The 25401-nt window shown below is 36.7% G+C and carries 20 protein-coding genes and 1 pseudogene; 3 read left to right on the top strand and 18 right to left on the bottom strand.

The features are described from left to right. Nucleotides 1-6: 6 nt before the first annotated feature. From AC3A54_RS05910 to AC3A54_RS05855, 12 genes and pseudogenes are all read right to left on the bottom strand, one after another. Nucleotides 7-1149, bottom strand: coding sequence for an NAD(P)/FAD-dependent oxidoreductase (locus tag AC3A54_RS05910; protein ID WP_487653723.1), 1143 nt, complete (start codon nucleotides 1147-1149; stop codon nucleotides 7-9). A gap of 21 nt (nucleotides 1150-1170) precedes the next feature. Then, complete coding sequence (locus AC3A54_RS05905; protein WP_487653722.1) at nucleotides 1171-2139, bottom strand: ABC transporter ATP-binding protein; 969 nt, start codon at nucleotides 2137-2139, stop codon at nucleotides 1171-1173. After that, nucleotides 2105-3136: an ABC transporter ATP-binding protein gene (locus tag AC3A54_RS05900; RefSeq protein WP_487653721.1), complete on the bottom strand. Its 1032-nt coding sequence runs from the start codon at nucleotides 3134-3136 to the stop codon at nucleotides 2105-2107. Before AC3A54_RS05900 ends, AC3A54_RS05905 begins: the two co-directional genes overlap by 35 nt. An 11-nt stretch (nucleotides 3137-3147) precedes the next feature. Further along, entirely contained in the window at nucleotides 3148-4212 is a 1065-nt protein-coding gene (locus tag AC3A54_RS05895; protein ID WP_487653720.1) for a M24 family metallopeptidase, read from the bottom strand. Between the two features lie 87 nt (nucleotides 4213-4299). Continuing rightward, complete coding sequence (locus AC3A54_RS05890; protein ID WP_487653719.1) at nucleotides 4300-6000, bottom strand: peptide-binding protein; 1701 nt, start codon at nucleotides 5998-6000, stop codon at nucleotides 4300-4302. 18 nt (nucleotides 6001-6018) lie between these two features. Beyond that, a complete protein-coding gene (opp4C, locus tag AC3A54_RS05885; protein ID WP_487653718.1) occupies nucleotides 6019-6942 on the bottom strand; it encodes an oligopeptide ABC transporter permease in 924 nt (307 codons plus the stop codon). A gap of 26 nt (nucleotides 6943-6968) precedes the next feature. Then, nucleotides 6969-7928, bottom strand: coding sequence for an ABC transporter permease (locus AC3A54_RS05880; RefSeq protein WP_487653717.1), 960 nt, complete (start codon nucleotides 7926-7928; stop codon nucleotides 6969-6971). Continuing rightward, entirely contained in the window at nucleotides 7909-9123 is a 1215-nt protein-coding gene (locus AC3A54_RS05875) for a M24 family metallopeptidase (protein WP_487653716.1), read from the bottom strand. The genes AC3A54_RS05880 and AC3A54_RS05875 overlap by 20 nt, the downstream gene beginning before the upstream one ends. Further along, on the bottom strand, nucleotides 9083-10405 hold the full coding sequence (locus AC3A54_RS05870) for a M20/M25/M40 family metallo-hydrolase (RefSeq protein WP_487653715.1): 1323 nt from the start codon (nucleotides 10403-10405) through the stop codon (nucleotides 9083-9085). Before AC3A54_RS05870 ends, AC3A54_RS05875 begins: the two co-directional genes overlap by 41 nt. A gap of 2 nt (nucleotides 10406-10407) precedes the next feature. Beyond that, nucleotides 10408-11613: a M24 family metallopeptidase gene (locus tag AC3A54_RS05865; RefSeq protein WP_487653714.1), complete on the bottom strand. Its 1206-nt coding sequence runs from the start codon at nucleotides 11611-11613 to the stop codon at nucleotides 10408-10410. Between the two features lie 5 nt (nucleotides 11614-11618). Further along, nucleotides 11619-12935 carry a M20/M25/M40 family metallo-hydrolase gene (locus AC3A54_RS05860; protein WP_487653713.1) on the bottom strand — a complete coding sequence of 439 codons (1317 nt, stop codon included), beginning with the start codon at nucleotides 12933-12935 and terminating at the stop codon, nucleotides 11619-11621. 392 nt (nucleotides 12936-13327) lie between these two features. After that, nucleotides 13328-15235, bottom strand: a pseudogene (locus AC3A54_RS05855) (3'-5' exonuclease). A gap of 184 nt (nucleotides 15236-15419) precedes the next feature. Between AC3A54_RS05855 and AC3A54_RS05850 the strand changes: the two are divergent. Genes AC3A54_RS05850 through AC3A54_RS05840 form a run of 3 tightly spaced genes read left to right on the top strand, consistent with a single transcriptional unit; the run spans nucleotide 15420 to nucleotide 16242 of the window. Next, nucleotides 15420-15818, top strand: coding sequence for an ABC transporter ATP-binding protein (locus AC3A54_RS05850; protein ID WP_487653712.1), 399 nt, complete (start codon nucleotides 15420-15422; stop codon nucleotides 15816-15818). 50 nt (nucleotides 15819-15868) lie between these two features. Further along, complete coding sequence (locus tag AC3A54_RS05845; protein WP_487653711.1) at nucleotides 15869-16030, top strand: hypothetical protein; 162 nt, start codon at nucleotides 15869-15871, stop codon at nucleotides 16028-16030. Next, entirely contained in the window at nucleotides 16027-16242 is a 216-nt protein-coding gene (locus AC3A54_RS05840) for a hypothetical protein (protein WP_487653710.1), read from the top strand. The genes AC3A54_RS05845 and AC3A54_RS05840 overlap by 4 nt, the downstream gene beginning before the upstream one ends. 64 nt (nucleotides 16243-16306) lie before the next feature. Here the strand turns inward: AC3A54_RS05840 and AC3A54_RS05835 are convergent, their stop codons facing one another. From AC3A54_RS05835 to AC3A54_RS05810, 6 genes are all read right to left on the bottom strand, one after another. Beyond that, nucleotides 16307-18733 carry a DEAD/DEAH box helicase family protein gene (locus AC3A54_RS05835; protein ID WP_487653709.1) on the bottom strand — a complete coding sequence of 809 codons (2427 nt, stop codon included), beginning with the start codon at nucleotides 18731-18733 and terminating at the stop codon, nucleotides 16307-16309. Continuing rightward, nucleotides 18726-19052, bottom strand: a complete 327-nt coding sequence (locus AC3A54_RS05830; protein ID WP_487653708.1) for a nucleoside triphosphate pyrophosphohydrolase — start codon at nucleotides 19050-19052, stop codon at nucleotides 18726-18728. Before AC3A54_RS05830 ends, AC3A54_RS05835 begins: the two co-directional genes overlap by 8 nt. Nucleotides 19053-19434: 382 nt before the next feature. After that, the gene (locus AC3A54_RS05825; RefSeq protein ID WP_487653707.1) at nucleotides 19435-20694 is read right to left on the bottom strand and encodes a hypothetical protein; all 1260 of its coding nucleotides are present in this window, start codon (nucleotides 20692-20694) and stop codon (nucleotides 19435-19437) included. Between the two features lie 17 nt (nucleotides 20695-20711). Further along, nucleotides 20712-21707 (bottom strand): AAA family ATPase, encoded by a 996-nt coding sequence (locus AC3A54_RS05820; protein ID WP_487653706.1) that lies wholly within the window; start codon nucleotides 21705-21707, stop codon nucleotides 20712-20714. A 10-nt stretch (nucleotides 21708-21717) separates the two neighbouring features. Next, nucleotides 21718-22674, bottom strand: a complete 957-nt coding sequence (locus AC3A54_RS05815) for a hypothetical protein (protein WP_487653705.1) — start codon at nucleotides 22672-22674, stop codon at nucleotides 21718-21720. 85 nt (nucleotides 22675-22759) lie between these two features. Then, on the bottom strand, nucleotides 22760-24631 hold the full coding sequence (locus tag AC3A54_RS05810; protein ID WP_487653704.1) for a DNA adenine methylase: 1872 nt from the start codon (nucleotides 24629-24631) through the stop codon (nucleotides 22760-22762). Between the last annotated feature and the right edge of the window lie 770 nt (nucleotides 24632-25401).

The raw sequence follows: 25401 nt of genomic DNA, 5'->3' as shown, positions 1-25401 counted from the left end.
TCCCTCCTATACCACACTTGGTTCAAAAATCAGCTGGTTATTTTTAAATCGCCGATAATTTAAACTTGAAACATCAATCTTTGGTGTTTGTTCAGCTACGATTGTGGCTACAGCTTCCCCAACCGCAGGTGACATCATAAACCCATGACCGCTCATCCCCACCGCCTGATAATAACCTGGTAAACCATCTACACAACCTAGAATAGCCTGATGGTCCGGAGTACTGTCGTATGTACCATCAACATGTGAATGGATGACAAGATCCGTAAGAGGCGGAAAAATTTCTGTTCCGACTTCTGCAGCCCTTAACTGAAAATCAAACATATTAAACGGTGGCTGCAAGTCTTTTCCAAGATAACTTAAATATATAGTCCCATCGGTTAATTGTTTGGCAGCAAACCCCATTTCAAATGAAATAAGCAGGGGCTCAAGAATTCGTTCTGTAACCCGATTGGTATATAAAATTCGTCTTACTTCAAAATTAATAGGCAAATCAATGTCAGCAGTTTTTGCTAATCCTTTAGAACCCAATCCAGCCGCATTCACGACTTTATCACAAGTAATGCTCCCACGATTTTTACAATAAACTCCCTTAACCACGCCATTCTCTACAATGATTCGCTCCACATCATCATTTATGAATTGAACACCTTTCCGCTTGGCAGCTGTCGCAAAGCTATGCGTAACATGATAAGCATCATCTGCGAACCCATCGGTTTCACAAAAGGAAGCTGCAATGAAACTTGATTCGTTAATACCTGGTACAATTTCTTTTGCCTCTAAAGGGGATAAAAACTTAGTAGGAATTCCAAGTGAGTTTTGTAATGTCACACTCTGAGCATATTTCCTTTTTGCTTCTTCGGAATGGAAGGTATAAAGGTATCCAACTTCTCTAAATTTTATTTCATGTTCAGGCTCAAGATATGCATTAATATTTTTAAAAAACTCTGTTGATGCTTTAGACATGATACAGTTAATTTCTGTACCCCACTGTTGCCTGACACCACCTGGGCAAATCCCGGTAATATCCGATGCGATTCCACCTTTATCAATAACTAATACATTTGAATAACCTTTTTCGGTGAGAAAATAAGCAATGGAACAGCCAATTATTCCAGCTCCAACAATAATGACATCGTAATTTTTCATATTACTCTCCCTTTCTAGTCTTTAACGAAGGTGACAAGCAACCCAGTGGCCATTTCCTGTATCCTTTAATTCTGGAGATATCGACTTGCATTCCTCCATCACGTATGGACAACGAGTGTGGAACCGGCAACCTTCAGGTGGATTCACCGGACTCGGGATATCCCCATTTAAGATAATCCGTTTCCTTTTTAATTTGGGATCTGGTCTTGGGATGGCAGACAATAACGCTTGAGAATACGGGTGTTTAGCATTGTCGAAAAATTCATCACGATCCGCGATCTCTACTATTTTCCCTAGGTACATGACAGCAATCCGGTTTGAAATATGCTTAACGACACCTAGATTATGTGTGATGAACAAGTAGGTTAAACCATATTTCTTTTGAAGGTCCTGAATTAGATTTAATACCTGTGCTTGTACAGATACATCGAGTGCCGACACTGGTTCATCCATGATAATTAGTTTTGGATTCACAGCCAATGCCCTGGCAATACCGATTCTTTGCCTCTGGCCGCCAGAAAATTCATGCGGATACCGGTCGATATAGGCATGGTTTAATCCAACATCCTGCATAATTTGCTTGACTCTTTCTTTTCGTTCCTTTTTAGATATGTCTAAATGGATAGACATTGGTTCTTCCAAAATTTGCTCTACCTTTAAGCGTGGATTTAGTGAGGCATAAGGGTCCTGAAATACAATTTGCATATCCTTTCTTTTTTGTTTTAAATTTTTGGATGTGAGTGCTCGAATGTCCTCATTTTCGATGAGAATACGACCTTCGGTTGCCTCGATTAATCGAAGAATAACCCTACCTGCAGTTGACTTTCCACACCCAGACTCACCAACAAGTCCCAGAGTTTCACCTTTTTCTATATAAAAGCTTATATCATCAACTGCCTTAACAACGCTCGTGGTCTTGGTAAATAACTTATCTCCCTCGACAGGAAACCACTTTTTAAGATTTTCCACCTGTAGCAATTTCTCTGCCATTTAAATCCCCCTTTCCACCTGGCCATTGGTTTGAATAGATCCAACACCTAATTTTACGATCTTTACATTCATTAAGCGGTGGTTCCTCCTGCTGGCAAATGGATTGTGCATATTCACACCTGTTTGCAAAACGACAGCCTTGTGTTACTTCAGAAGGATGCGGAACTTGCCCAGTAATTGGATTCAGCCGTTCCACCCTGCCATCTATATTAGGAATTGACTTGAGTAGTCCAATAGAATAAGGATGCTTGGGAGATTCGAAGAATGATTCGACATCGGCATATTCCACAATCCTGCCAAGGTACATTACAGCAACTTTATCGGCTGTTTCCGCAACTACGCCAAGATCATGAGTAATCAAAAGGATGGCCGTATTCAACCTATCCTTCAGATCATTCATAAGTTCTAATATTTGCGCCTGTGTTGTCACATCAAGTGCCGTTGTTGGTTCATCCGCAATAAGCAAATCCGGGTTACATGCTAAAGCCATTGCAATCATTACCCTTTGTCTCATTCCGCCAGATAACTGATGAGGATATTGCTCTGCCCTTTTTTCTGCAGAGGGGATTCGCACTAATTTAAGCATCTCTATTGCCTTAGCTCTTGCTTCTTTAGACGAAAGTCCTTGGTGCTGTGTAAGAACCTCCATAATTTGATTACCAACCGTAAAAACTGGATTTAACGATGTCATTGGTTCCTGGAAAATCATGGAGATTTCATTTCCTCTTATTTTTCTAATCTCTTTTTCTCCCATTTTCACGAGATCTTTTCCTTTAAAAACTACTTCACCCTCTATAATTTTTCCATGCGGCTTAGATATGAGCTGCAAAATGGACAGTGAGGTAACACTCTTACCACTTCCCGACTCCCCCACTATTCCTAAAGTTTCCCCTTTTTTTAAGTCAAAAGTGACCCCATCAACTGCAGCCGTTTCCTTGCCATCATGATAAAAATAAGTTTTTAAATTCCTGACCTCCAATAAGTTTTCCATAGCCATTCTCCTTTGACTTAGATATGGATATGTCTCGGTGTATTAGTCAGAACTTCACAACCGTTGTTCGTAACTAGGACAACATCCTCCACCCGAACACCCGCTTTTCCAGGTATATATAATCCTGGTTCAATGGTGAACACCATTCCCGGTTCTAATACCTCTTCAGATTGCAAGACAATCCTTGGATTTTCATGAATTTGTAGTCCTACACCATGTCCAAGACCTCTTAAACTGTAACCCTCCAGTCCCTCTCTAAAAAATACTTCCCTTGCAACAGCATCTAAATCATGACCGGTCATTCCGGGCTTTACTTCTTCAACGGCCCGTTCTAAAGCTTCATGAACAAGGTGATAATATCCTTTTAATTCCTCGTTAGGCATACCAATCCAGAGAGTACGTGTCATATCTGACATATATCCTTGGTATTTAACTCCATAATCTATTAATAGAAAATGATTTTCCTTAACTTGATTATTTGAAGGAACTGCATGTGGAAGTGCGGCACGTTCGTCGGCAGCAACGATTGTTCCAAAGGCAGGACCATCATGCCCGTGTTTTCCCATCAAATATTCTAATTCTACTGCGACTTCCCTTTCAGTCATTCCAGGTTTTATTAACGGTATTAGATTTTTAAATGCTTGATCTGATATAGTAATAGACTGGCGGATTATTTTAATTTCCTCATCATCCTTGATCCTTCTTATTTTGAGGAGTTCAGTTGTAAGGGGAACCCATTCACATTTCTGGATTAAGTACTTAATTTTATTAAATAGGTGAAATGAAAGTGATTCTGACTCAAAACCGATGGTCGAAATCTCTTTTTCCTGAAAAACAGATTGGATCGTAACAAATGGGTCAATTCCATGTGTGATGACATCAAAATCAGGAGCCTGTTCCTTTGCCTGTTCCGTATATCTTTGATCAGTAATCAAGCCGCAATACCCAGAAGTAATAAGCAAATAGCCGTTGCTGCCAGAAAAACCTGAAAAATATCTTCTATTTTCATAGGATTGGATAAACAAGGCATCCAGCCCCTGTTCCTGCATCAAATTACGCAGCTTGTTTATCCTTCTGTTCATCCTTACACCTCCATACAGGTACCTCATATAGTCAGGGTGATACCTCCCTCTTGTGTCCGAGCGATATCACCCTTTCCACTAACCTTTTTATTCCTTTATCGCCCAATCTTCAGCATTGAATGTAGCACCTCTAAAATCTGGGTCGAAACCGGAGACTCTATTATTTACTACGAATGGTGAAACCTGCTCATATAATGGAATCCATATTTCGTCTTCAGCAAGTTTCTTACCAACTTCCCAAATTAATTTTTGGCGTTTTTCTAAATCAATCTCCTTGGTCTGCTCCTCTAACAATTGGTCTACTTTTGGATCCGAATAGCTGACGAAATTATATCCGTTAGGCGGCATATACGCAGTTCCGAAATAGCTTCTGTATTCATCTGGATCCGCTTCAACACCAAAACCAAGGATATAGGCATCATAATCGTCCTTTGTTACTGCTCTTTGTTTTCCATCCTTTGTTTTCGGTAAAAGTTTTGTGACCAGCGTTGGAAAATCAAGCGATCTAATTTCCATTTTCACGCCAACTTTCTCCCACATTTCTTTTAAGAGAACAGCTGATTTTTCTCTTTCTTTTGTACCTGTAGGAACTTCCATCGTAAAGCTAAGTTCCTTCCCATCCTTTGCATAAATTCCCTTGCTATTTTTCTTATAACCGGCTTCTTCCAGCAATGCCTCGGCCTTAGCTGTATCATATTGATAGATTGGTAGATCAGGATTATGTGACCAATGCTTAGATGGGAAAATATCATCCGCAACTTGACCATATTTACCAAGAATAGTAGAAACGATTGCTTTCTTATCAATGGCATGTGCTAATGCTTGACGGACTCTAACATCCTTAAACTGAGCATTTTTTGAATTGAACCCTACATAGTACACACTTAAAGATGTTTGAGTAACTAATCCCGCATAGTCGAGACTACTTACAGAAGGAGTTTCGGCAACAGGTACTGGGGTAATATCAACATCCTTACTCAATACAGATGCTAACATTGTATTCGCATCCCCAAAACGAACAATGATCTTATCTAACTTAGGTGCCCCGCCAAAATAATCTTTGTTTGCCTCTAATTCTATATACTGTCCAGTTTCCCATTTAACAAACTTAAAAGGACCCGTTCCAATTGGAGCACGATTGGTCTGATGTTTTTCCCATTCACCAGGTGATACATCTTTTAGAATATGTTCCGGAACAATCCCTATAAATAATCCAGAAATAAACGGTGCAAATGGCTCTTTCGTTGTAAATTTAATGGTATTGTCATCAATGACCTCAATGCCTGTTATCTTATCGGCCTTACCTGCTTTGTATTCTGCAGCTCCTACAATGGGATCAACTCTCCAATAGGCCCCTGCGTCATATTTACCATCTGCCAAAGATGTAAAAGTAAATTCAACATCCTTTGCCGTGAATGGCTCCCCATCATGCCATTTCACACCCTTTTTAAGATGAAAGATATAAGACTTTCCATCCTCTGACACATCCCAATTTTCTGCTAAACTACCAACCATTTTTAATTCTTTATCGGGTATAACAAGCGAATCAAATATCATATGGGTGACATTCGTATCTGAGGTAGTAGCCCAAATAACAGGGTTAAGATTACCTGGTTCACTATTAAAGGCAACGGTAACAGTTCCCCCTACTTTTTCCTTTACTTCTTTTGCTGGCTCGTTGCTTTTCTCTTGGTTCTTTGTGGTGGAAGCACTCTCAGAAGAACAAGCTGATAATAGTAGTGTGAAAATTAAGAAAATTAAACCGACTAAACTTCTCTTTTTCTTCATTACAATTTCCCCCTTTATTTAATTTTTTACTTTTGGGTCTAATGCATCCCGTAAGCCATCCCCTACAAAGTTAATACAAAGAATGGTGAGTAAAATAGCAAATCCAGCAGGCATCCATACCCAAGGTTTAAATTGTAAAACCATAATCGATGTAGCTTCATTTAACATATTGCCCCAACTAGGAACAGGCTGCTGTACGCCAACTCCCAAAAAGCTTAATGCTGATTCAGTTAAAATCGCCTCGGCAGTTTGTAACGTTCCCTGGACTACAATTGGTGCCATAATATTGGGCAGGATATGCCTTAAAATGATAATCGCATCGTTCTGGCCCATTGCCCTTGTGGCTTCGATGTATTCCATTTCCCGAAGACGCAATACCTCTCCCCTTACAAGCCTTGTCATCGTTGTCCAACTAACCAATCCAATGATAATCATTACATTAAAAAGGCTGGGCTTTAAAATGGTGGCTACGGTAATGGCTAAGAATAATACCGGGAAACAAATGACGACATCAGTAATACGCATAATTACAGTATCAACCCATTTCCCATAAAAGCCAGCTACAAGTCCGAGAAATACCCCTGTTATTGTCGCAATCATAACCGCAACAAATGCTACACTTAGGGAAACCCTCCCTCCATAAATGATCCTCGATAGCATATCTCTTCCCAGACTATCAGTGCCTAGTAGATGACCATCGCCTGGCGGTGCTAGGACATTAATGTCCCCAAGTTCTCCTTTCGTTGATTCATAGGGACTGTAAGGAGATATAAGTGGTGCCAAAACTGCTAGAATGAGAAATATCAGAAGGATAATGGCACCAAAGACCGCAAGCTTATTCTTTTTAAATCGTTTCCAAGCAGCATGGTCCCGCCATCTTTTCTTTTTATATTGCTGGACGAGCTCTTTGTTTGTTTGCTGTACCTCAATACTGCTATTCAAGGACAATTCCCCCTTTCCCCACTTTTTTAATACCTAATCCGTGGATCTGCCCATGCATACATGACATCTGCCAGTAAGTTACCGGCCATAACTAAAATGGATGTAAACAGATTGAGGGCCATAATAACGGGGTATTCCCTTGCAACAATAGATTGAATTCCTAAGCTACCCATTCCTGGCCAGTTAAAAATGTGTTCTGTGATATATGCCCCTCCAAACAAAAAGGGAATGGATAGTCCAAATATGGTGATCACTGGAATTAAAGCGTTTCTTAATGCATGCTTGAGATATACTTTTGATTTGCTTAACCCTTTGGAGTCTGCTGTTCGGATAAATTCCTGATTCAGAACTTCCAACATACTGGAACGTGTAAAACGCATAACAACTGCCACTGTCGGTAATGCCAAGACAAGAGCTGGCATAATAACGTGATTAAAATAATCCATAAAGAGGGCAAACCCAGTATAATCTGCCCCTATCGTAACCATCCCAGAAGTTGGCAACCATCCTAGCTTTAAGGCAAAGATAAAAATCATGCCTAAACCAAAAAAGAATGATGGAATAGAGATACCTATAAAAGACATAACAGTCAGTACATAATCAGGCAATTTATTCCGCTTAGTTGCGGAGTATACCCCTAAAGGAACCCCAAAAACAAACGCAATAATAAATGCAGTTCCTGTCAACAACAATGTAGCTGGGAGGCGTTCCAGTATTAACTGACCAACTGGCTGACCAGTCTTAATCGTATATCCAAGATTTCCTTGTAAAATTTGCGTAATCCAGTTGAAATACTGAACTGGAAGCGAATCATTTAACCCAAGGTTTTCCTGAGCTCTTTCTATTTCCTCTGCCGATATTTTCGGATCAATCATGGTTTGCATTGGATTTCCCGGTGCTAGCTGCATAATGGCAAAAGTCATGATAGAAATTCCAATTAGAATGGGTATCGATTGAAGTAATCTTTTAATCAGGTATTTTTTCAAGAATCTCCTCCCCCACTTTCTTGTTATTGGAAATAAGAATCAATTCATCTTGGCGCTCGGATAAATACCTAATTCCATTAGAAGTAACAACAACATTTTCCTCTACAATAAAATGAATACCATTCTCCAAAAAAAGTGTAGGTTCAATGGTGAAAACCATACCTTCTTTTAATTCCCCATACGGCGCGTTTCCATATCGTTTCCATCTAGGGCCTAAAAGGATTCCCCCATCATGTACATCTCTCCCAATTTGGTGGCCTGTTGCATGAGTAATTTCCGGGTAGCCTAGAGACACATAGTAATTTCGAGCTGCCCCGTCTACTTCGTACCCCTTTACACCAGGTTTCATCATAAGAGCAGCCCTTGTTATGGCTTCATGAACAGCTGAAAAGGCAGCCTTGATAGGTTCAGGGGCTTCGATTTCACTTTCTTTTAAAAAGTAAACAGTTCTGGCAATATCCGAAACATATCCATCCACCTCAACACTAAAGTCGAAGATAACAAGATCGCCTTCATGAATGACAGCCTCGCCCGGCCCTCTATGGGCGATATTTTCCTTTAAAACGATAGGCAAGGAAAGAGAACGATCCACCCCATTCACAACATTTTCCCTCTCCATTTCTGCAATGAATAAAGTTCCCAATTCGCGTTCTGTCATTCCTGCCTTCATTTTTGTAAATACTCTCTTATAGATTCTTTCAGTTACCTTCACTGCTTTTTCAATTCTTTCAATCTCAGTTTTAGATTTAATACTTCTAATTAGGGTTAGAAATGGTTCTGAAGATACAAATTCCCCATTAAATACCCCTTTAAGAGTATTTTTTAACCAACGGTAACGGCCTGCGGTTAAACCATCAGCCAAATGCTCCTCAACCGAAATATTTAAAGCAATATTCCTTGGGTTTAACTTTCTTACTGTTTCAACTAATAGAGTTTCAAGACTTCCAGTATGCTTACATACTTCATCAAAAAGCTCCGACTCCTCTAAATCTTGAGCATCGATACTACTGCATAATGCCAGTTTTCTTCCTTCTTTTGTAAATATGAACACACCGGGCCCAACTGTTCCTACCCCTGTAATAAGGGGGATACAAGGATCACTGCCCTCTGATGTAAGAATGAGCCACATATCAATCTCTAATTCTCTTAAGCTATCAATAGTCTGATTCAACTTTTCCTTTTGTATCTGATACATTCTCTCCGCCTCCCTTGCTTATGCAAAATTCCTCTAAAACATCCTTCATCAGTTGTACACCATATTCAAAGGATTCCAGTTCGATATGTTCATCCTTGTTATGCACCCTATTGAGCACCTCTGTAAATAATGTCAGGGTAGGTGAAAGCCCGTATATTTCGCTGGCCATTTCCCCTAGAAATCTTCCGTCCGTTTTACCTAAGGCTGTAAAAGGTACCCATCTCATGTTGAAACCCAATCGTTCTGATAGAGTCTTAAACCAAGAAATAATCTCACCATCAGGTTCGCTTTCATATCCCTGCTGAAAGGACAATAATTGGTAATGTACATTAGGTGGCGCAGTCCATCCTTTCATAAATAATTCAAACTGTTCTCTTGTTTGATTAGGCAGTGTTCTGAACTCAAGAATGACTTCAGCCTTATAAGGAATCACATTTAACTGATCACCAATACGAATGAGTTCAGGCGTAACGGTTGTTTCCTTCATATATTCATAGAGTCTTTTCACCAATTGTCCCTGTTCATTTTCTTGATACATCATCTCTTCCATTTCATCACGAAACCTTTGAAGAACCGGGTAATCTCCTGCAGGAAAACTAATTTTCATTAGGGAGTCAAGTTTCTTGGCAAGCTTTCCTATGGCTTGGTTTTCTGGCGGACAGCCAGCATGCCCCCCGTCCCCTGCCGCTGTGATGGATACCCTTGCTGTCCCCTTTTCACCGGAGGCAAATAACATAAGGGTTTCTCCGTTTTCACTTTTGACCGTAAATCCCCCGCCTTCACTTAAAACAATACTGTTTCTAAAAATGGCTGGAAACTGTCTGGAAATGAACTCCATTCCTTCCTGGCTTCCATTTTCCTCATCCGCAGTAGCTATAAAATAGACATCTCGCTTCAATGGTAGATTCAATCTTTTTAGATGCAGGAAAGCCATTAGATGCATCGCAGTAAGTTGTTTTGTATCAAGCGTTCCCCGCCCCCAAATTTTATTTTCATAGATGTCTCCTGAAAAAGGGGGAAACGTCCACTCTTCTTCCTTCGCCGCCACAACATCTAAATGTGAAAGAAGAATAACAGGTTGAAATTGTTTATTCTCTCCGGCTAATTTAGAAATAATAGATGTCCTGCCTTTGTTACTGTAAACTATTTGGGAGTCGATATTATTGTTGTCTAGGATTTCTTTTAGATGATTGGCTAGTAAATATTCGGTAGCAAGCTCATTTGTTGTATTGATTTTGAGCATGTTCTTAAAATAATACAGTGCATCATTTTTCAAACTCATCTTTATTTACCTTCCGCAGAAATCAGTACAAGTTCAGTTTGTCTTTTGCTCAAAACAGCTGGTCCATTTTCAGTGACAAGAACATTTTCTTCCACTAAGATACATGGAAGACCGTTATCTTGGATGACAGTTGGTTCAATAGCATAGATTTCCCCAACTTCAATAATCCCTTCAACTTCGGGTCTTGGCGGTACACGTTTGGGTCCTAATATGGTTCCTCCATCATGTGTGGCACGGCCAATCTGGTGACCGACTGAATGGCGAATGGTTGGATAACCGCCATCTTCAATTACCTGTCTTCCAACGGCATCCACCTCAAATCCACCCTTTCCAGGAACTAAAGCCTCTATTGAAGCCGTAATCGCATCAATCGCGGTATCGAAAGCATGCTGGATTTCCACAGGGGCTTCCTTTTCACTCGGTTTTAAAAAATAGCAGGTACGGGCAATGTCTGATACATAGTGGCTATACTTTAGGCTGAAGTCGATTATGACAATATCGCCAGGCTCAGTCTGATGGTCCGCAGGTTTCCGATGTGCCAGCCCTTTTCTAACAATGCATACAAGAGGGGGATCGTTAGGATGACCTAAACCGTTTGTCACTCCTCTTTTCCCCATCTCATCAACAAATAATTGGCCGATTTCCAATTCTGTCATTCCGCATGTAATATTCTTAAATACTTCATCAAAAATATCTGTTGTGTACGCAATGGCCTTCTTAATATTTTGAAGCTCTCCTGCTGTTTTCACACTGCGTAGCTTCTTCAAAACCGACTCACTTGAAACCTCCAACCCAGCAAGACGCTCTTTTCCAATTACATTTTCTAGCCATACATATAATCCTTGTGTTAACCCATCGCAAAGATGGTCACTCTCTGAAATGTTTAAGGCAAGCTTTTGCGGCTGGACTTCCTCAAAGAGTGTAAGGAATGCCTCCTCCATACCAGCTTCATAGACAAGCACTTTTGTAAATAGGTTTGTGGATTCATAACTTCCTTTATCACTAACAGAGGTAAGGGCAATATGCTCCCCATTACTTCGAATGAAAATGGCTGCTTTATGGACAGATCGAATTCCTACTATTAAGGGCAGGGCGGGATCCGTGCCTTCCCTCGTTAAGATGAGCCATGTATCCAATCCCTTTTCGTTTAGCAGTCTTGTGGCCTGTTCCAATTTTTCAGATGTGATTGAATTCGCAGCAGATATCATTCTCTTTACACTCCTTCCATTTGTACAAGGATGTTATACATATTTTGAATTCCGAATCTCAATGACTCCAACGGTATTCTTTCGTTTACCCCATGCACCATTTTAATGACTCTATCAAAGCTCATATCGGGCAGCATTGGGCAATAACCATAAATTTGAGAATTATATCCCGTTAAGTGCCTTGAATCACTTCCGCCAATCGATAAAAATGGAACCACCTTGGCATTAGGAACCTCCGTTTGAAGCTCCTGCTCAAAGAGCGCCAGATGATCATGATTAATCTCGGACTCATAGCCTTGTGAAAAGGATAAAATCTCATACTGTACGGGTAAATCACCTAGAATGGCCTCAAGCACTTTCTCATATTCTTCTTTATTGACAGCCGGAACTGGTCTGCTATCCAAATAAATTTCATATTGGTTCACTAATTCCGGATGCTTCTTTCCGCCATTCCATTTTGTAATGGAAAAAGTGGTTTTTGACATGGCTTTAAATAAAGAAAGGTGGTTAGGTGGTATTTTATTTAAAAACAGCTCCAATTCATGTTCAGAAAAATGCCAATCCTGAGATGATGCAATTGTAGTAAATAAGGCTAAGGTAGCTGGAGGAATCTTTTCGTAGATATTTGGTTCTTGGAAAGCATTGATCACGTCAAGGATTACCTGCATTCCATTATTGTTAGGAAGATATGGATTTGATGAGGAATCGTTCTTTGCTGTTATTCTGACTTTGGCCAATCCCTTTTGCCCAAGTTCACATAAATAATAAACTTGATTCTCAATCAATAACGGGAACCCTCCGCCTTCGTTAAATACGATGCTATTATTAAACAAAGTAGGGTGTTTTTCTAAAAAAGGAAGCAACCCAAACTGACTCCCGTTTTCCTCATCTGAGGTCGCAATCATAATAATATCCCTGTTAAGTGGGACGTTGTTACGTTTCAATAATATCAATACCATTAGATGAGTGATGGTTAATTGTTTTGTATCAATGGTTCCCCTTCCCCATAAAACGTCATTGATAATTTCCCCACTAAATGGAGGCACCTCCCAATCTTCCTCATTTGCTGGTACAACATCTAAATGGGACAATAAAACAATCGGATTACTATAATCCGGGTTTAATGAAATGACTATATTTCCCCGATTTTCATCTGTTTTATGGACGTATGTATACAATCCATTCTGTTCAGCCACTTCAACAAGATACTGAATTGCGTCCATTTCATTTTTAAGGGGATTACTAGTATTGATTCGAATAATCTGACGAAGATACTCAGCCGCTTCACTTTTCACATCCAACCAGTTCTTAATCAAATTCAAATTTATCACCTTTTTACTATCCAACTTTTAACTCATTATAAGGTTTATCCACCCAATTGAATGTAAAACAGTTTACAAAATCAAAATTTTCTAAAATTTCTAAATGTAAGCTATTAATTAAATATGAGTTTAATTAACCGCAGATAATAGTGTAGTTAACAAGATAGAGTGGAATAAAAAATGCCAGGCACCTTCATAAAGGGCCTGACACAACTTACTGCATAACAAAATCACCGGCATTTTTTTAACATAAACAAAAGTAGAAGAAAAATCCAAACGTTGATCCTTTGATAATATTCTTAGCAATTGAAGGCTCAGATGGTACTAAGTAAATCCACTTGTCTTTCTCTCCTCCTATTCAAAAAAAGAGACGTCCTCCCGCCTCTTTTTTCTTAATTGACTCTTTCTATATCATTTTTAATTTGTTTCCGCTCCAGTAATTTCGAATCCAAATAGTTGGTAAACTCCGATTCCCCTGAATAAGACAAACAAAGATACTGTTTTGCCCTCGTCATACCTATGTAAAGCAAGGAAACTTCCCTCTCTTTATCCTCCTCTAATGGAAACGGCATGGAATCCACATTGACGATAAACACTGCTTGGAAATCCAGACCTTTGCTGCTATCAATCGTGCTGATTTTGACCTTCCCGTCTTCTTTCTTGAAAGAACGCTTCGAAACATCATTTTCTGTGATCCAGTAAAACGGAATTCCTGAGTCATTTAACGAACGTTTAATTAAATCGACAACTGGATATTTGTGAGTTCGCTTCACACGATAAAGAATTAACATTTCATCAAAAGGCACTTTTCTCTCTTCGTGCAGCTTCTTCATTTGTCTGGCCACTAATCTTATTTCATCAAATAAACTCGCCGCTTTAATAATACCTGGTTCAGGTCCTTTTCTTTTCGTGCTTTGGGGGGCAATAATTTCCCCGTCTAGCTCCCTGCTTGCAACCTTATTCTTAAACACCGAGTGTTTTCGGTAAAAATCCCAAGCAAACTTTACGATTTGTTGCGTGTTCCGTTAGTTAATCGATAACACCTTGGACCTACCTTGAAAGCTCAAACCTGTGTCTTGTAGATAAGATCTCTTCCGCCTATAAATCGTCTGAGCCCGGTCCTCCACAAGTAAAAGCGATTGGGTATCCACATTAATCAGCAAACTAACCAGCTTCAGCCAATCCCCTTCGAAATCCTGCCCCTCGTCGATCATTACTGCATCATAAGTTGGAAGAATCGTTTCACCCTTTTCAATTTTCTCCATTATTTCTGGAAGCTGCTGCTCTTTTATTTTTAAATCATTCTTCAACCAAGAATGAAAATTCCGTACAATAATATTTTGATTCTGTACCACTTTGGTCTCTGGGTCATAATCAAATAAATCCTCAGGTTCATTTAACATATGAAAGATCATTTGCTGGATCGCATTGGCAAGTGAAATATTATAACAAAGGATGAGAATCTTCCAATTAGGGTTTTGTTTCAGCAACATTTTCGCCCTGCTTGCTAAAATAATCGTCTTTCCGCTTCCAGCCACTCCTCGAATCAACCGGTTTTTATCCCCTATCTGTTTGGCCAGGTTCTCCTGATGAAGATCCATCGTTTTAATATCATGGAGTGATAACAACAGCTGGTCCTGGTATGGGACTGGTGCTTTGTACTCAGCACTGATCCGAACCTCAGGGAATAAATGATACCGAATGGCGTTTATATCATCCATGGTAAGCGGCTCTCTTAAACGAAAGGGAACCACGAACATATTTGAAATCTTTTCCATTAATACTTCTTCGGAAAAGCCATCCTTTTCTGGATCCATTTCATCCCTGGTTAAACAAAGATGAGGTTCGATTACGGTGTAAAGATCATTTTTAACAAAGTCCTGCGAAGTCATCCTCGTAAACACCACACCGTGTCCATAAGGGAACTTTAATTGAAACTTGTATTTCCCCTCTAATTGAACAAGACTTTTATCCTTTTTCAACACATCTACCACATGAAACATGTAGTCTCTCGCTTGTTTCATCGGGCTCTTTACCACCGTTTGTTCACCCGCGGTATTCACAATATGCCACTCATCATGGTTTACTTGAAAAAGTGTATTTTTCGTATAATCCTTAACCTCTAAAACGACCATACCAAGGTCTGGACCAAGAATGACAAAATCAGGTCGCCTCCCTTGAATCTCAGGTTCGTAGTAGACGATATAATCATCGGGTAAAAAGTTTTTCAATGTCCGAAAAAATAACCGTTCTCCAGCTGTAGCCGATGAACGAATCGTCTCTGGAATCGTAACCGCCATAACAACCGCTCCAAAATTTGCATTTTTCTCCATTATACTACAAATAGGAACATGAACCTAAAAAATTACAATAATTAGGCAATTATTCAACAAATTCTACCAAAAATATTGTCTTTTTATGTATTTGTTTGAATAATAGAATAAAAGGAAATCTTTTCATACATAGGTAAAGATTGAAAATGTGATGAAAGTGAAGTGTCATAAATTGTTAAAAGGAATCCTTGATAAATTATTCAATAACAATCAAAAGCTTTCTGAGTCTGAGGCTAAGTCGATCAGTCAAGAGGAAGTCGAAGCATTAGTAGAAGCAAGATTACGCGAGCATGCTGCAACCATTGAACAAGCAGTTGAAAAAAAGGTAAACTCAGCAGTCCAAACCAAGGATCAAGAAGACTATTCACTATCTCATAAGCAAATTGATTTCGCGCTAGCATTAATTGAAAAAACGAGGGAATTTCAACTTGATGTGGATCCTGTAACTTTAACAGTAAAGGATTTAAATAAATTAATAGCTTACAATAGGTTTAAAAATAAAGGGATATTAGTTAATTTGGTCAAAAAAGGTGTTCTAAAGAAAAAATAATATAATTGGTTAAATTATTTATTTTAATATTAGTGGAGGCATCTAATTTTATGACAAAAGATTATGAAAAATTGGTTGAATCAAGAAATCTATTACATAAAATGGCTAATGGGATGAATCCTGTGGATAGTATGCCAATTAAAGCTGAGGATTTTCTTAATGACCCGAGAATAATTAGATCTTTATTTTTTCTAGAATTAATTGAGCGATGATAAATAAGCAACTAAAAAAATTAGGGATATTAAGTGAGGGGAAAACTGAAGAAGGAAAAACTAGAACAGTTACAAATGACAAATCTGAAGGATACGGTATTGTCACTGCTGTTAGATACTATAATGACAGACAATATGAACAAGTAGTGTTTAATGATACAGGCAAAGAATTTCTTTTAAGGAATTTGCAAAAAATTATGAGCTATAAGTAATCCCTATAAAAGAGAAGTTTTACTCTTCAATTGTCATTTAGGAGCATAAAATATACCCCAGATATTAATGCATCTGGGGATTTTTCGCTTTCCTCTCAAAATGATAATGCAACCGGTACTCACAAATTTCTTTGGTCCAATTGAAAAGGATTTCTTCATCTTCCTTAGCCACAACAAAGTTCAGTGTAAAGATATCATTTTCATAAGATATTAATCCTTTTGAACTACCGCTCCATTTTGTCATTGGCATGGTTGCGATTAATTTGCTGACACCTTTTTCATCATAGATCCATAATTTTTGGGCGCCTTTATCCGAGAAGTCAATTCTTTTCCGGTGTTCTTTTTCCATAAGGTATTGATGGAAGAAAGGTGCAGCTTGTTTTGATGTTATAGTATTGTACCAACCCGATTGTCCACGGGCCAGCATCGCTAGTAAGACCACCATTTTATAGCTTTTCGCCATTCCCGTTCTTTCCACTTCGATAAACCAATTTTCGTAACGGTCAAATACTTCGATTTCACGAGCGGTTAGCTCTTCTGCCCATTTTAAAAAACCAAAATATGACTGAAACTCTTGCCGATATTGAGGAGAATCAGATCGACCTTGTAAATGTAATTCCAAATAAGTTGGCCTTTTTCCTAACTCCTTTTTTAATTCTAAGTAGTCATTCAACAGCTTTTCTCTTCTTGGCTGCCTCTTTCTGGACATTTCTTGTAGGAGATCAATAACATTTACATCTAATTTGATCTCACAGAATTCCGGTAAAGTAGGTTGGATGTTCCTAGTTTTCCCTTCACCTGGTTGGGTGTCGAATAAACTTAGTTTAATATCGGCATTTCGATAGTTTCCGATTAAATCTATGATTACACATGCTTCCTTGCCAGGATGTAATCGAAGGCCACGACCAATTTGTTGTGTAAAAACGGTCAATGATTCCGTCGGTCTAACGAATAAGAGCGTATCTACTGATGGAATATCTACACCCTCATTAAAGAGATCGACTGTAAAGATAATATCAATTTCTCCTTTTGAAAGTTGAGAAATTGCATTTTCCCTGATTAATCCCGTTTGTTGTGAATGGAGACTTACAGTGTTGTACCCCTGTTTATTGAAAAAATTTGATAACAAGTCTGCTTGTCTAATGGAAGAACAAAAGCCTAAGGTTTTTGTCTGCTTATTCTCTTCCCAGGCACGGAGTACCTTAAAAGCCAATTCCTCTCTTAATTGTGCTAGAAGTAACTCCTCTTCATCATATCGATTTCCCAGCCAGGTAATTTGACTATAATCTGTATCATCATATACTCCCAAATACTTAAAAGGTGCTAACCATCTCCGGTTAATCGCTTCTAAAAAATCTAATCGGAAGGCCACGTTTCCATCGCAAATGGCGTAAACATCTCTATTGTCATTTCTATCAGGTGTAGCAGTTATTCCTAACAAAAATCGTGGTTGGAAATATTCAAGGGCACGCTTATAGGAATCGGCAGCTGCATGATGGAATTCATCAACGATGATCAGATCAAATTCATCCCGTTGAAATTGCTCAAGATGTTTTTTTATACTTAAGGTATATATGGATGCAAATACTGCATCAGCTTGACTCTCTTTGATTTTCCCATTGTAAATGCCATATTGTTTTTCCGGCATAATCCTTTTAAAGGAATCTCTAGCTTGATAAAGGATCTCTTCACGATGGGCCACAAAAAGAATTTTCTTAAAGTTTTGCGCAAAGAATCCTGCTAAATATGTTTTTCCCAGTCCAGTTGCCATGACCACCAGCGCTTTATTGTACTCTTCTTCCAGTGTTCTATTTAATTCCTCAAGTGCTTCAATCTGAGCAAATCTAGGCTGAATTGCACTTTCATATACAACTGGATCTTCTAAGACAACCTGGGGCTTCTTTTCCTCTTTTGAAGGTAGCATTAAATCTAATTCCTCAAGCTCTGACCACTTTCCAGATAGATTGGGATATTTACGATGGTATTCATCATAAGCAGTTCTATATTCTGCTAGAGTTTCCTTATTTAATGGGACTGTACGATCAGAATAAAAAACATTTAAAAACTCTGTTAGTGCTTCATCAAAGACATCTTTCTCATCACGAACTGAAAGGTTCCACTCCACACCATGATTCAATGCGGATCGTGAAAGATTAGATGATCCAATAAACAGAGTATCATGTTCGTTTGATTGAAAAAGGTAGGCCTTTGGATGAAAGGATACACCGTTACTTTTCCATATACGAACACATATCCTCTCATCAATCGCTAGCAACTCTTCCAAAGCCTCTGGTTGTGTTATATAGAGATAATCCCCCGTACATATCTTAATATCTGCACCACTTTGTGCAGACCTCTTTAAAGCATCCTTTAAATAGCTCACACCTGACTTCATAACAAAGGAAGATAAAACACAAACAGTGTCAACACATTCAAGCTTCTCAATTAGTTGGCTACCTAGATTACTTGTTATTAGCTGAACCTTACTCATCTTCAACCTCAATTAAAAAGATTTTTTCCTTAAAGCCACCACGCTTCTCAGCTTTCTTTTGTCGCACTTCTTCAACCTTTTCAATTGATGCTCCATGGCATTCAGCCAGTGCATGGATAATTTCTAATAGATCAGCTAATTCTTCAATAGCATCTTGATCATTTTCAGCATTTACATACTCTTCAAGTTCTTCAAAGCTCTTGTTTTTTAGTTCTTTTATGTATTCTTCACTATTTAATATTCTTGTGGAAAACTGTTTTCCTGTGTTTTCAATGACTTCTGGTATGCGGTCTCTAACTAGTTTGTTATATAAAGGCATTCTACTCTACCCCTTTGAAAATAAATATAATAATATTATACCTAATGAATTGATTAAAATAATAAAATTTTAACCTCATTCACCGTTTTGAGTTAGATGTGGTATACAGTTTAATAGATAGTAAAGTGGTGTCATATTTTTTCAGCATAGTCATAAGATGATCTATCTTCTCTTCACCCGACTACTATCGCTTTATAGATTCATTTCAGTTTCTTACTTATGTACTAAATCAACTACAGCTTAATGACATTAAGGACGATAAATCGGTACATGCGTTAATCCTAGGGCATAAGGACTCCCGATCAGGTGCCCATTTCTGAAATAAATTAGTCACAAAAAACATATGAATAGCGCCCCTTGATAACTGGGCGCTATTTGACACTTACAAATAAAAATTTATGACCTCTCGAATATCTAAGTATTCTTCGGAAATCACTAAACCTTGATTAGACTTATTGAATCTTGGGTCCATTTGAAAATGAATTTTACTACTTCTACTTTCCGATGGAAGAAGCAATGCAGAAAACGTTTTTGAAAACTTAGGTTTATCAGTTATTTTTTCATTTCCAGTTCCTTCATTTTCAATTTCACGATACTCATATAAAAATATGTAGTATGCTATTTGTTTGTAGTCCATTCCTTTAACACTCGTATAATACTTTGCATCAAATATTAATTGAGTATCTCCTTCACCATAATAGTAATCTGGCGTAACATAGTGGTCTTTATTAGCTAGATTTGGGCGAAATGAAACTTTAGTAAATTCAATGTGTTTGGGATTATTTTCATCAAAAACAATATTGTTATCCTTAATTTCTTTATAATTTGCCTTCAAATAACTCATTACCATGTCTTCCCAAATTGAAGAAAATGAATAATGTTTAAAATAATAATAACCACCTTCATTCAACTCCTTAAAGAAATTGATAAGATGATCAATCAATTCAATCAGACTATCATTGAAGGTCTGTTGGCGAAACGAAAAAAGTTTTTCCAAAACTAGTTCCTTTTCACTTAGAAAATTAAAATTAGGTAATGCCCTGCCAGTTTTCTCTAAATCGATAAATAATCTAAATTTATCTATAGTATAATCAATGGCAAAAATCATACATTCCGTTAAGAACGCTGAAAAATAATACTTTTTTTCATTGTAAATGGGATTGAAGCTCAGTTTTCCATTTGAAATAAACTTATTTGAAAGACGGACTGTTTCCTTCCAATTGACTTTCCCACCAATATTAGGCTTTATGTATATTTTATCTTCAATATACAATCCATATTTAGCAAAATAGTCGTAAATGCCAAAAAAAGCAGCGAATGGATAGTTTGTCTTTAAATTTTTACCATATTCATTTCCAAAATAAAGATCTGGTCTTTTTTGACTGTGTCTTGCAATTAGTTTAAATAACTGCACAGAATCTAAGTTTAGATTCTCTACCCGATAATTTTTAGGGAATACTGAAAACACATCATTATTACGGTTTATAAGAAAACCTACAAAATCTAGAACATAGATGTATTCATCTGTTTTTTCTCCCGCATATTTTCTTCGAAGGTCTCTCTCCTCATTAAGATTAAAACCTTCCCTAATTAGCTTTTCTTTATCAAATTCTTGGCCATCTTTAGCATAGTCAATTATCATATAACCACCACTTTCAATTAGTAGGGATATTTACTAAGATTTGGCTTCAAGAAGGCTTCAATGAAATTATCACTAAACACTTTATCTTTTCCATATTTTGAATATAAGTCATCAAAACTTCTTATTTCTTTTGAGAAAAGTTTTATAGACGTATTAAATGAAGAACTCCCCTGAACGTCTTGCCATAAATAAAGCAGCAACTTGTTTTTTATTAGATTGTTAATTTTACTTTCCGCATCCTGTGCTGTCGCAGAAACTCCCGAATGAGAATTAGCTGTTAGTGTATCATCAAAATTAACAAAAAATTGTCCAAGTTGCTTATCCTCACTCTTCCCTAACCCCTTTTCTTTATCAGTAATAAAAATATTTAATGCTGAATAAAATGATTGCCAAGTAGTAGTGAGATTATTGGAGTGATTTGTATCAATGGCCACTGATATTTTAGGGTTATTTAATTTTTTTAGAGTATTCCCATGAACATCTACAGCAGGACGACTTGATACATATTCCCAATTAAAACGTCTTTTGAATGCTGTATCCATTGGGAAAACATTTTGATCATTTACATTAACTGTACCAATGATATTAAAATTCGACGGAAGATAAACCTCATCAGTAAGTAAGTGTACGATTTTATCAGCAATATTTTTATTACGGATTGGATATTTACTTTCAAATTTATCATTTCTATCTAAAAGTTGAAAAATATCACCAAAAATAGCAGCAACATTCCCACGAGACAATTCCTCTAATATTAAATATACTTCCTGACTATTATCACTGAAGGCTTCAACTAGAGCCCTAGTAAAAGGGCCTTCTTTAAATGGGAACTCCACTGATTTCGTCTTTGGATTTTCTTCAGGCAATAATTGTCCAACAAAATCAGAATATGTAAACTCTGGATGAATAGTCACTCGAAAAACTTTATCCTTATTTACGCCTTGCAGCTTTTCTTTTACAAGGTGACTTTTTCCTGTACCAGGTGCACCAAAGTAAATAATTTGTTCATACATATTTATCACCTCAACTAAAAGTTAATTTTTTCATAAATTTTAAAAGCACTGAAAAACGTTGAAACTTTTCATTACTGGCAGAGAAATTACCTATGTTTGAATTATAAAAATTCTCTATTTCTGAATAATCAATATCGTAACCATCCTGACATGATATTAAGAAAATGGGTAAAACTCCCATCCAATAAAACTTTTCAGAACTTCCCTTGAATTGCAAATTAGGGCCACTTCTTTCTAAATAATCACCGGTTACCAAGTTAGTCGTTTTTAACTTCAATTTTTTTGAAGCAAAATCTACCTCATAATAATTAGACACAAACGTAGAACTATATCCATTACAGTTTGATTCATATTTTCTTACAAAGCTTTCTACACTAGTTGGTACAGTTTTTACATCAATCGTTGGTGGAAATACCTCAATATAATTTACTCCTGCTGCAATAATTCCAGCCAATGGTTTTAAGACACTTGCTGCCGTAATCCTTTTATTAATAATATTAATAAAATAAATTGGATGATTTGCAATTGTGTAACTTGGTGAAGCAATAAATTGGCTCATGTAGTCGATCAATGCTGGAAAAATTGATTGTGCAACTAAAATGTTTCTACTCTCTTCTTTAGGATTTGTTAAAAAGACATACATTACAATTTTCCGTGCAAACCATTGATTACTTTTATTCCATATAAAATAACCTAACTGGGAAAACCGCCCTCGTTCAGTATCTTGAATTTCTATATCTTCAACAATAAGTCCTGTAAACTTACTAACTTGCACTTGCGGAAACTGAGTATTTAAATTTGCGTACTCTACTTTCGTTAGGTTTAACTTAGGATTATAGGTATTAATCGATTCAAGAACTTGTTGCTCAAGATAGTCTTGCTTCGTCAGACTACCTGGTGGTTGTACTTCTACCTTTCGGAACTTTTCTGGAAAACCAGTTCTCTCCAATAACAATATACGCCCCATTTCAATTTCACCTCCATACATTACATATTATAATCTATCACGAATCTAACATAAATTGCCATAAAAAAAGACCACTCAAGGTGGCCTAATATTTTTCAAAAATATTATAATTTGTAATTAATACTTCTGTTCGAGGATACTTTATTCCTGTTTTACCGATTTCAACCACATTAAATTCATGTGTCTGAGTCCATTCAATTAATAAGTGATGCTTTTTTTCCCTATGTTCTATTACGTTAGAGAGCATAAACTTGTAACCCTTCTGATCTATAGATGATAAAAAATTTAGTAATGCAGATTCCTTGTCAGCATCCCATCCATCAAGTCCTCGTTTACCATCATTATATTCGGCATTTGTAATAAAATAAGGGGGATCAAAATAAAATACTGTATCCTTTGGGAATTCTTCTATTACCAGTTCTTCATATTTTCCATGTAGTAATTCAAACTTAGGGGAATTAATTTTGAACTTCTCAATACGTTCTTTAGTTCCATCATTAAACTCATTGTTCCCAACTGGTGTATTCATTTTTTGGGAACTATTGAATCGAATCATATTTTGAAATGCATATATTTGTATTGTAAATAGATTTAAAGGGGAATTGTCTTCATTATTATAATGATTTCTTAAAGCATTGTATGCATCTTTTGCCTTCTTTTTCATACCAAACCTATTTACTACTTCGGAAACCTCTCTTATTAACTCATTATTGTCCTTGGTAACGAGCATTTCTACTATTCCATATACATAAGGATTATATTCATTATAGACTACTTTATTTGTAGCAAAAACATTTGCCCCAACATTAAAAGCACCACCCATCGCATCAACGAAAGTTCCAACATGCTTTGGAAGTTGCTTAAATATGATCGGAAGTAAGACATCTTTACTTCCAGAATAATTAAGTGGTGATTTTTTAATTGCATGATTCTTTTTAAAATATATAATAACTTCTTTTAGTTTTTCACCGTTGCCTTTGTAACTAGAATTATTAGTTGAATATTCACGGTATTCATTTGTTTCCACAAACACTTCATTGTTTACCGCAAATAACTTAGCTAAACCTATCAATTCTTCTAACGGGACAATAGATTGATTACTATAACTCACTAATATATGATCAAAATTAATTTGTCGAAATAAATCTTCAAATTCATATAATGCCTTTTGCTTATTCGAATAACCCGAGAACTCTCTTTTTACACGTCTTCCTGTCTTCCCAAAAATTTCAGGATAATCATATCTTGCAACAGTTTCTAATAAATGATATGAATTTGTATATTGGGTAGTCGTGTATGGTGGATCAATATAAGCAATATCCCCAGAAATTTCTCTTACTAGTTTATTAGTATTTTCATTGTAAGCCATGTTATTTTTATCCACACTTAGTGACTCATTCATTTCCAAGGGTTCTAAAACAAATTTTTTTAATGCTCTAGACTCCCAGAATTTGAAAAAAGCCTGATAAGTTCCAGATGTATTCGAGACCTTCGGAACACTCTCAATTAAAGAAGCTAATAGAAACGCATATTCCTTTTCATTAATAATTCCCATTTTATAAAACTCTTCAATATCTAATCGCATCCCATCTATCTTTATGGCATTAGCTTCGGTCAGATACATTCTTCCACCAACTGGAGTATAGTTTTGATAAATAAAGTAATTATCCTGAGGTTCATAACACTTTGAATTCAACCATTCAAACGGTGAAACCTCAAATTTTTCTATAAAACTCTCAAAAACAGGGGAAGTATTGTTTAAGAGTTTAGCTTTATTCAATATTTTTGAAAAGTACATATAATCATTTGAAATGATCCGATATTTTCCTTTGAAAAAGTCCCCTACTGATCCGGTTCCAGCGAACAAATCCGCCAATATTTCTCCCTTAATATTGTGTTTCCCCATTATACTATCAATAAAATTGAGTAATTTAGTTTTGTTTCCTAAGTATCTCATTTTTTTCCCTCTTTCTTTCCATGCAATAATATCTATTTAAAAAGTTGTTATTCATATAAATTTTTTCATATTAATAATAATCTCATTAAGGGATTTAGATGATTGCTTATATAATTTATTAAGGCATTCAATACGAAAGTTCATGTTTTCTCAATCATTTATGATAAATAGAATTATTTTACCCCAATTAGATCGTGCATCTATTAAATGTATATATCTATATTATCGCATTTTTTTATTTTACGCCACAAAAAAAGAACACATGTTCCTAAATTGTTCGTTTGTGTGCAAGTTTTTAATAATACTACTATAACAAATAACAAAACATAGGGAAACTTATGATTGATCTGAGCTCTTAAAATGTGTTTTTTTCTGTCCATTATTGATAACCCTAAGCTCCTACTATTATGGACAAACAATTTAAGACGTGATCTTTGTGATAGAACTAATGTTTAAAAACTGAATGAATGAAAAAGGAGTTCCCCTTTTCATTGCTGCTACCTTGCGGAAGTTTAACAATGAACATAAGAATCCCTTTGTTCAAATCCACTTGCGTTTTGTGATTTTTATTGATTGGAGTATTAACACGGAGTTTCTTAATTGTATAATGACTTGATTTAGAGATGTATTCTAAGTGTAGATTGTGTTATTACAAGGAATCAAATGAATTGGTTATTTAATGAAACTTTATTAATAACTTAAACAAAGCACTTAATCGAAAAATAGCAGGATGGTTATAGGTTTCCAAAAATTATTGAACAATATATGAA

Source organism: Neobacillus sp. Soil_C_43 (assembly GCF_057656715.1).
Note: the sequence above shows the minus strand (reverse complement) of the source record. Positions and strands in the feature narration are given on the sequence as shown.

Excerpts from the sequence above, each read along its gene's own strand:
- AC3A54_RS05895 (WP_487653720.1), bottom strand. The coding sequence starts at position 4,212 with ATGAACAGAAGGATAAACAAGCTGCGTAATTTGATGCAGGAACAGGGG.
- AC3A54_RS05810 (WP_487653704.1), bottom strand. The coding sequence starts at position 24,631 with ATGAGATACTTAGGAAACAAAACTAAATTACTCAATTTTATTGATAGT.
- AC3A54_RS05905 (WP_487653722.1), bottom strand. The coding sequence starts at position 2,139 with ATGGCAGAGAAATTGCTACAGGTGGAAAATCTTAAAAAGTGGTTTCCT.
- AC3A54_RS05890 (WP_487653719.1), bottom strand. The coding sequence starts at position 6,000 with ATGAAGAAAAAGAGAAGTTTAGTCGGTTTAATTTTCTTAATTTTCACA.
- AC3A54_RS05825 (WP_487653707.1), bottom strand. The coding sequence starts at position 20,694 with ATGATAATTGACTATGCTAAAGATGGCCAAGAATTTGATAAAGAAAAG.
- AC3A54_RS05815 (WP_487653705.1), bottom strand. The coding sequence starts at position 22,674 with ATGGGGCGTATATTGTTATTGGAGAGAACTGGTTTTCCAGAAAAGTTC.
- AC3A54_RS05875 (WP_487653716.1), bottom strand. The coding sequence starts at position 9,123 with ATGTATCAGATACAAAAGGAAAAGTTGAATCAGACTATTGATAGCTTA.
- AC3A54_RS05865 (WP_487653714.1), bottom strand. The coding sequence starts at position 11,613 with ATGATATCTGCTGCGAATTCAATCACATCTGAAAAATTGGAACAGGCC.
- AC3A54_RS05845 (WP_487653711.1), top strand. The coding sequence starts at position 15,869 with ATGACAAAAGATTATGAAAAATTGGTTGAATCAAGAAATCTATTACAT.
- AC3A54_RS05850 (WP_487653712.1), top strand. The coding sequence starts at position 15,420 with ATGAAAGTGAAGTGTCATAAATTGTTAAAAGGAATCCTTGATAAATTA.
- AC3A54_RS05900 (WP_487653721.1), bottom strand. The coding sequence starts at position 3,136 with ATGGCTATGGAAAACTTATTGGAGGTCAGGAATTTAAAAACTTATTTT.
- AC3A54_RS05870 (WP_487653715.1), bottom strand. The coding sequence starts at position 10,405 with ATGAGTTTGAAAAATGATGCACTGTATTATTTTAAGAACATGCTCAAA.
- AC3A54_RS05830 (WP_487653708.1), bottom strand. The coding sequence starts at position 19,052 with ATGCCTTTATATAACAAACTAGTTAGAGACCGCATACCAGAAGTCATT.
- AC3A54_RS05840 (WP_487653710.1), top strand. The coding sequence starts at position 16,027 with ATGATAAATAAGCAACTAAAAAAATTAGGGATATTAAGTGAGGGGAAA.
- AC3A54_RS05820 (WP_487653706.1), bottom strand. The coding sequence starts at position 21,707 with ATGTATGAACAAATTATTTACTTTGGTGCACCTGGTACAGGAAAAAGT.
- AC3A54_RS05835 (WP_487653709.1), bottom strand. The coding sequence starts at position 18,733 with ATGAGTAAGGTTCAGCTAATAACAAGTAATCTAGGTAGCCAACTAATT.
- AC3A54_RS05910 (WP_487653723.1), bottom strand. The coding sequence starts at position 1,149 with ATGAAAAATTACGATGTCATTATTGTTGGAGCTGGAATAATTGGCTGT.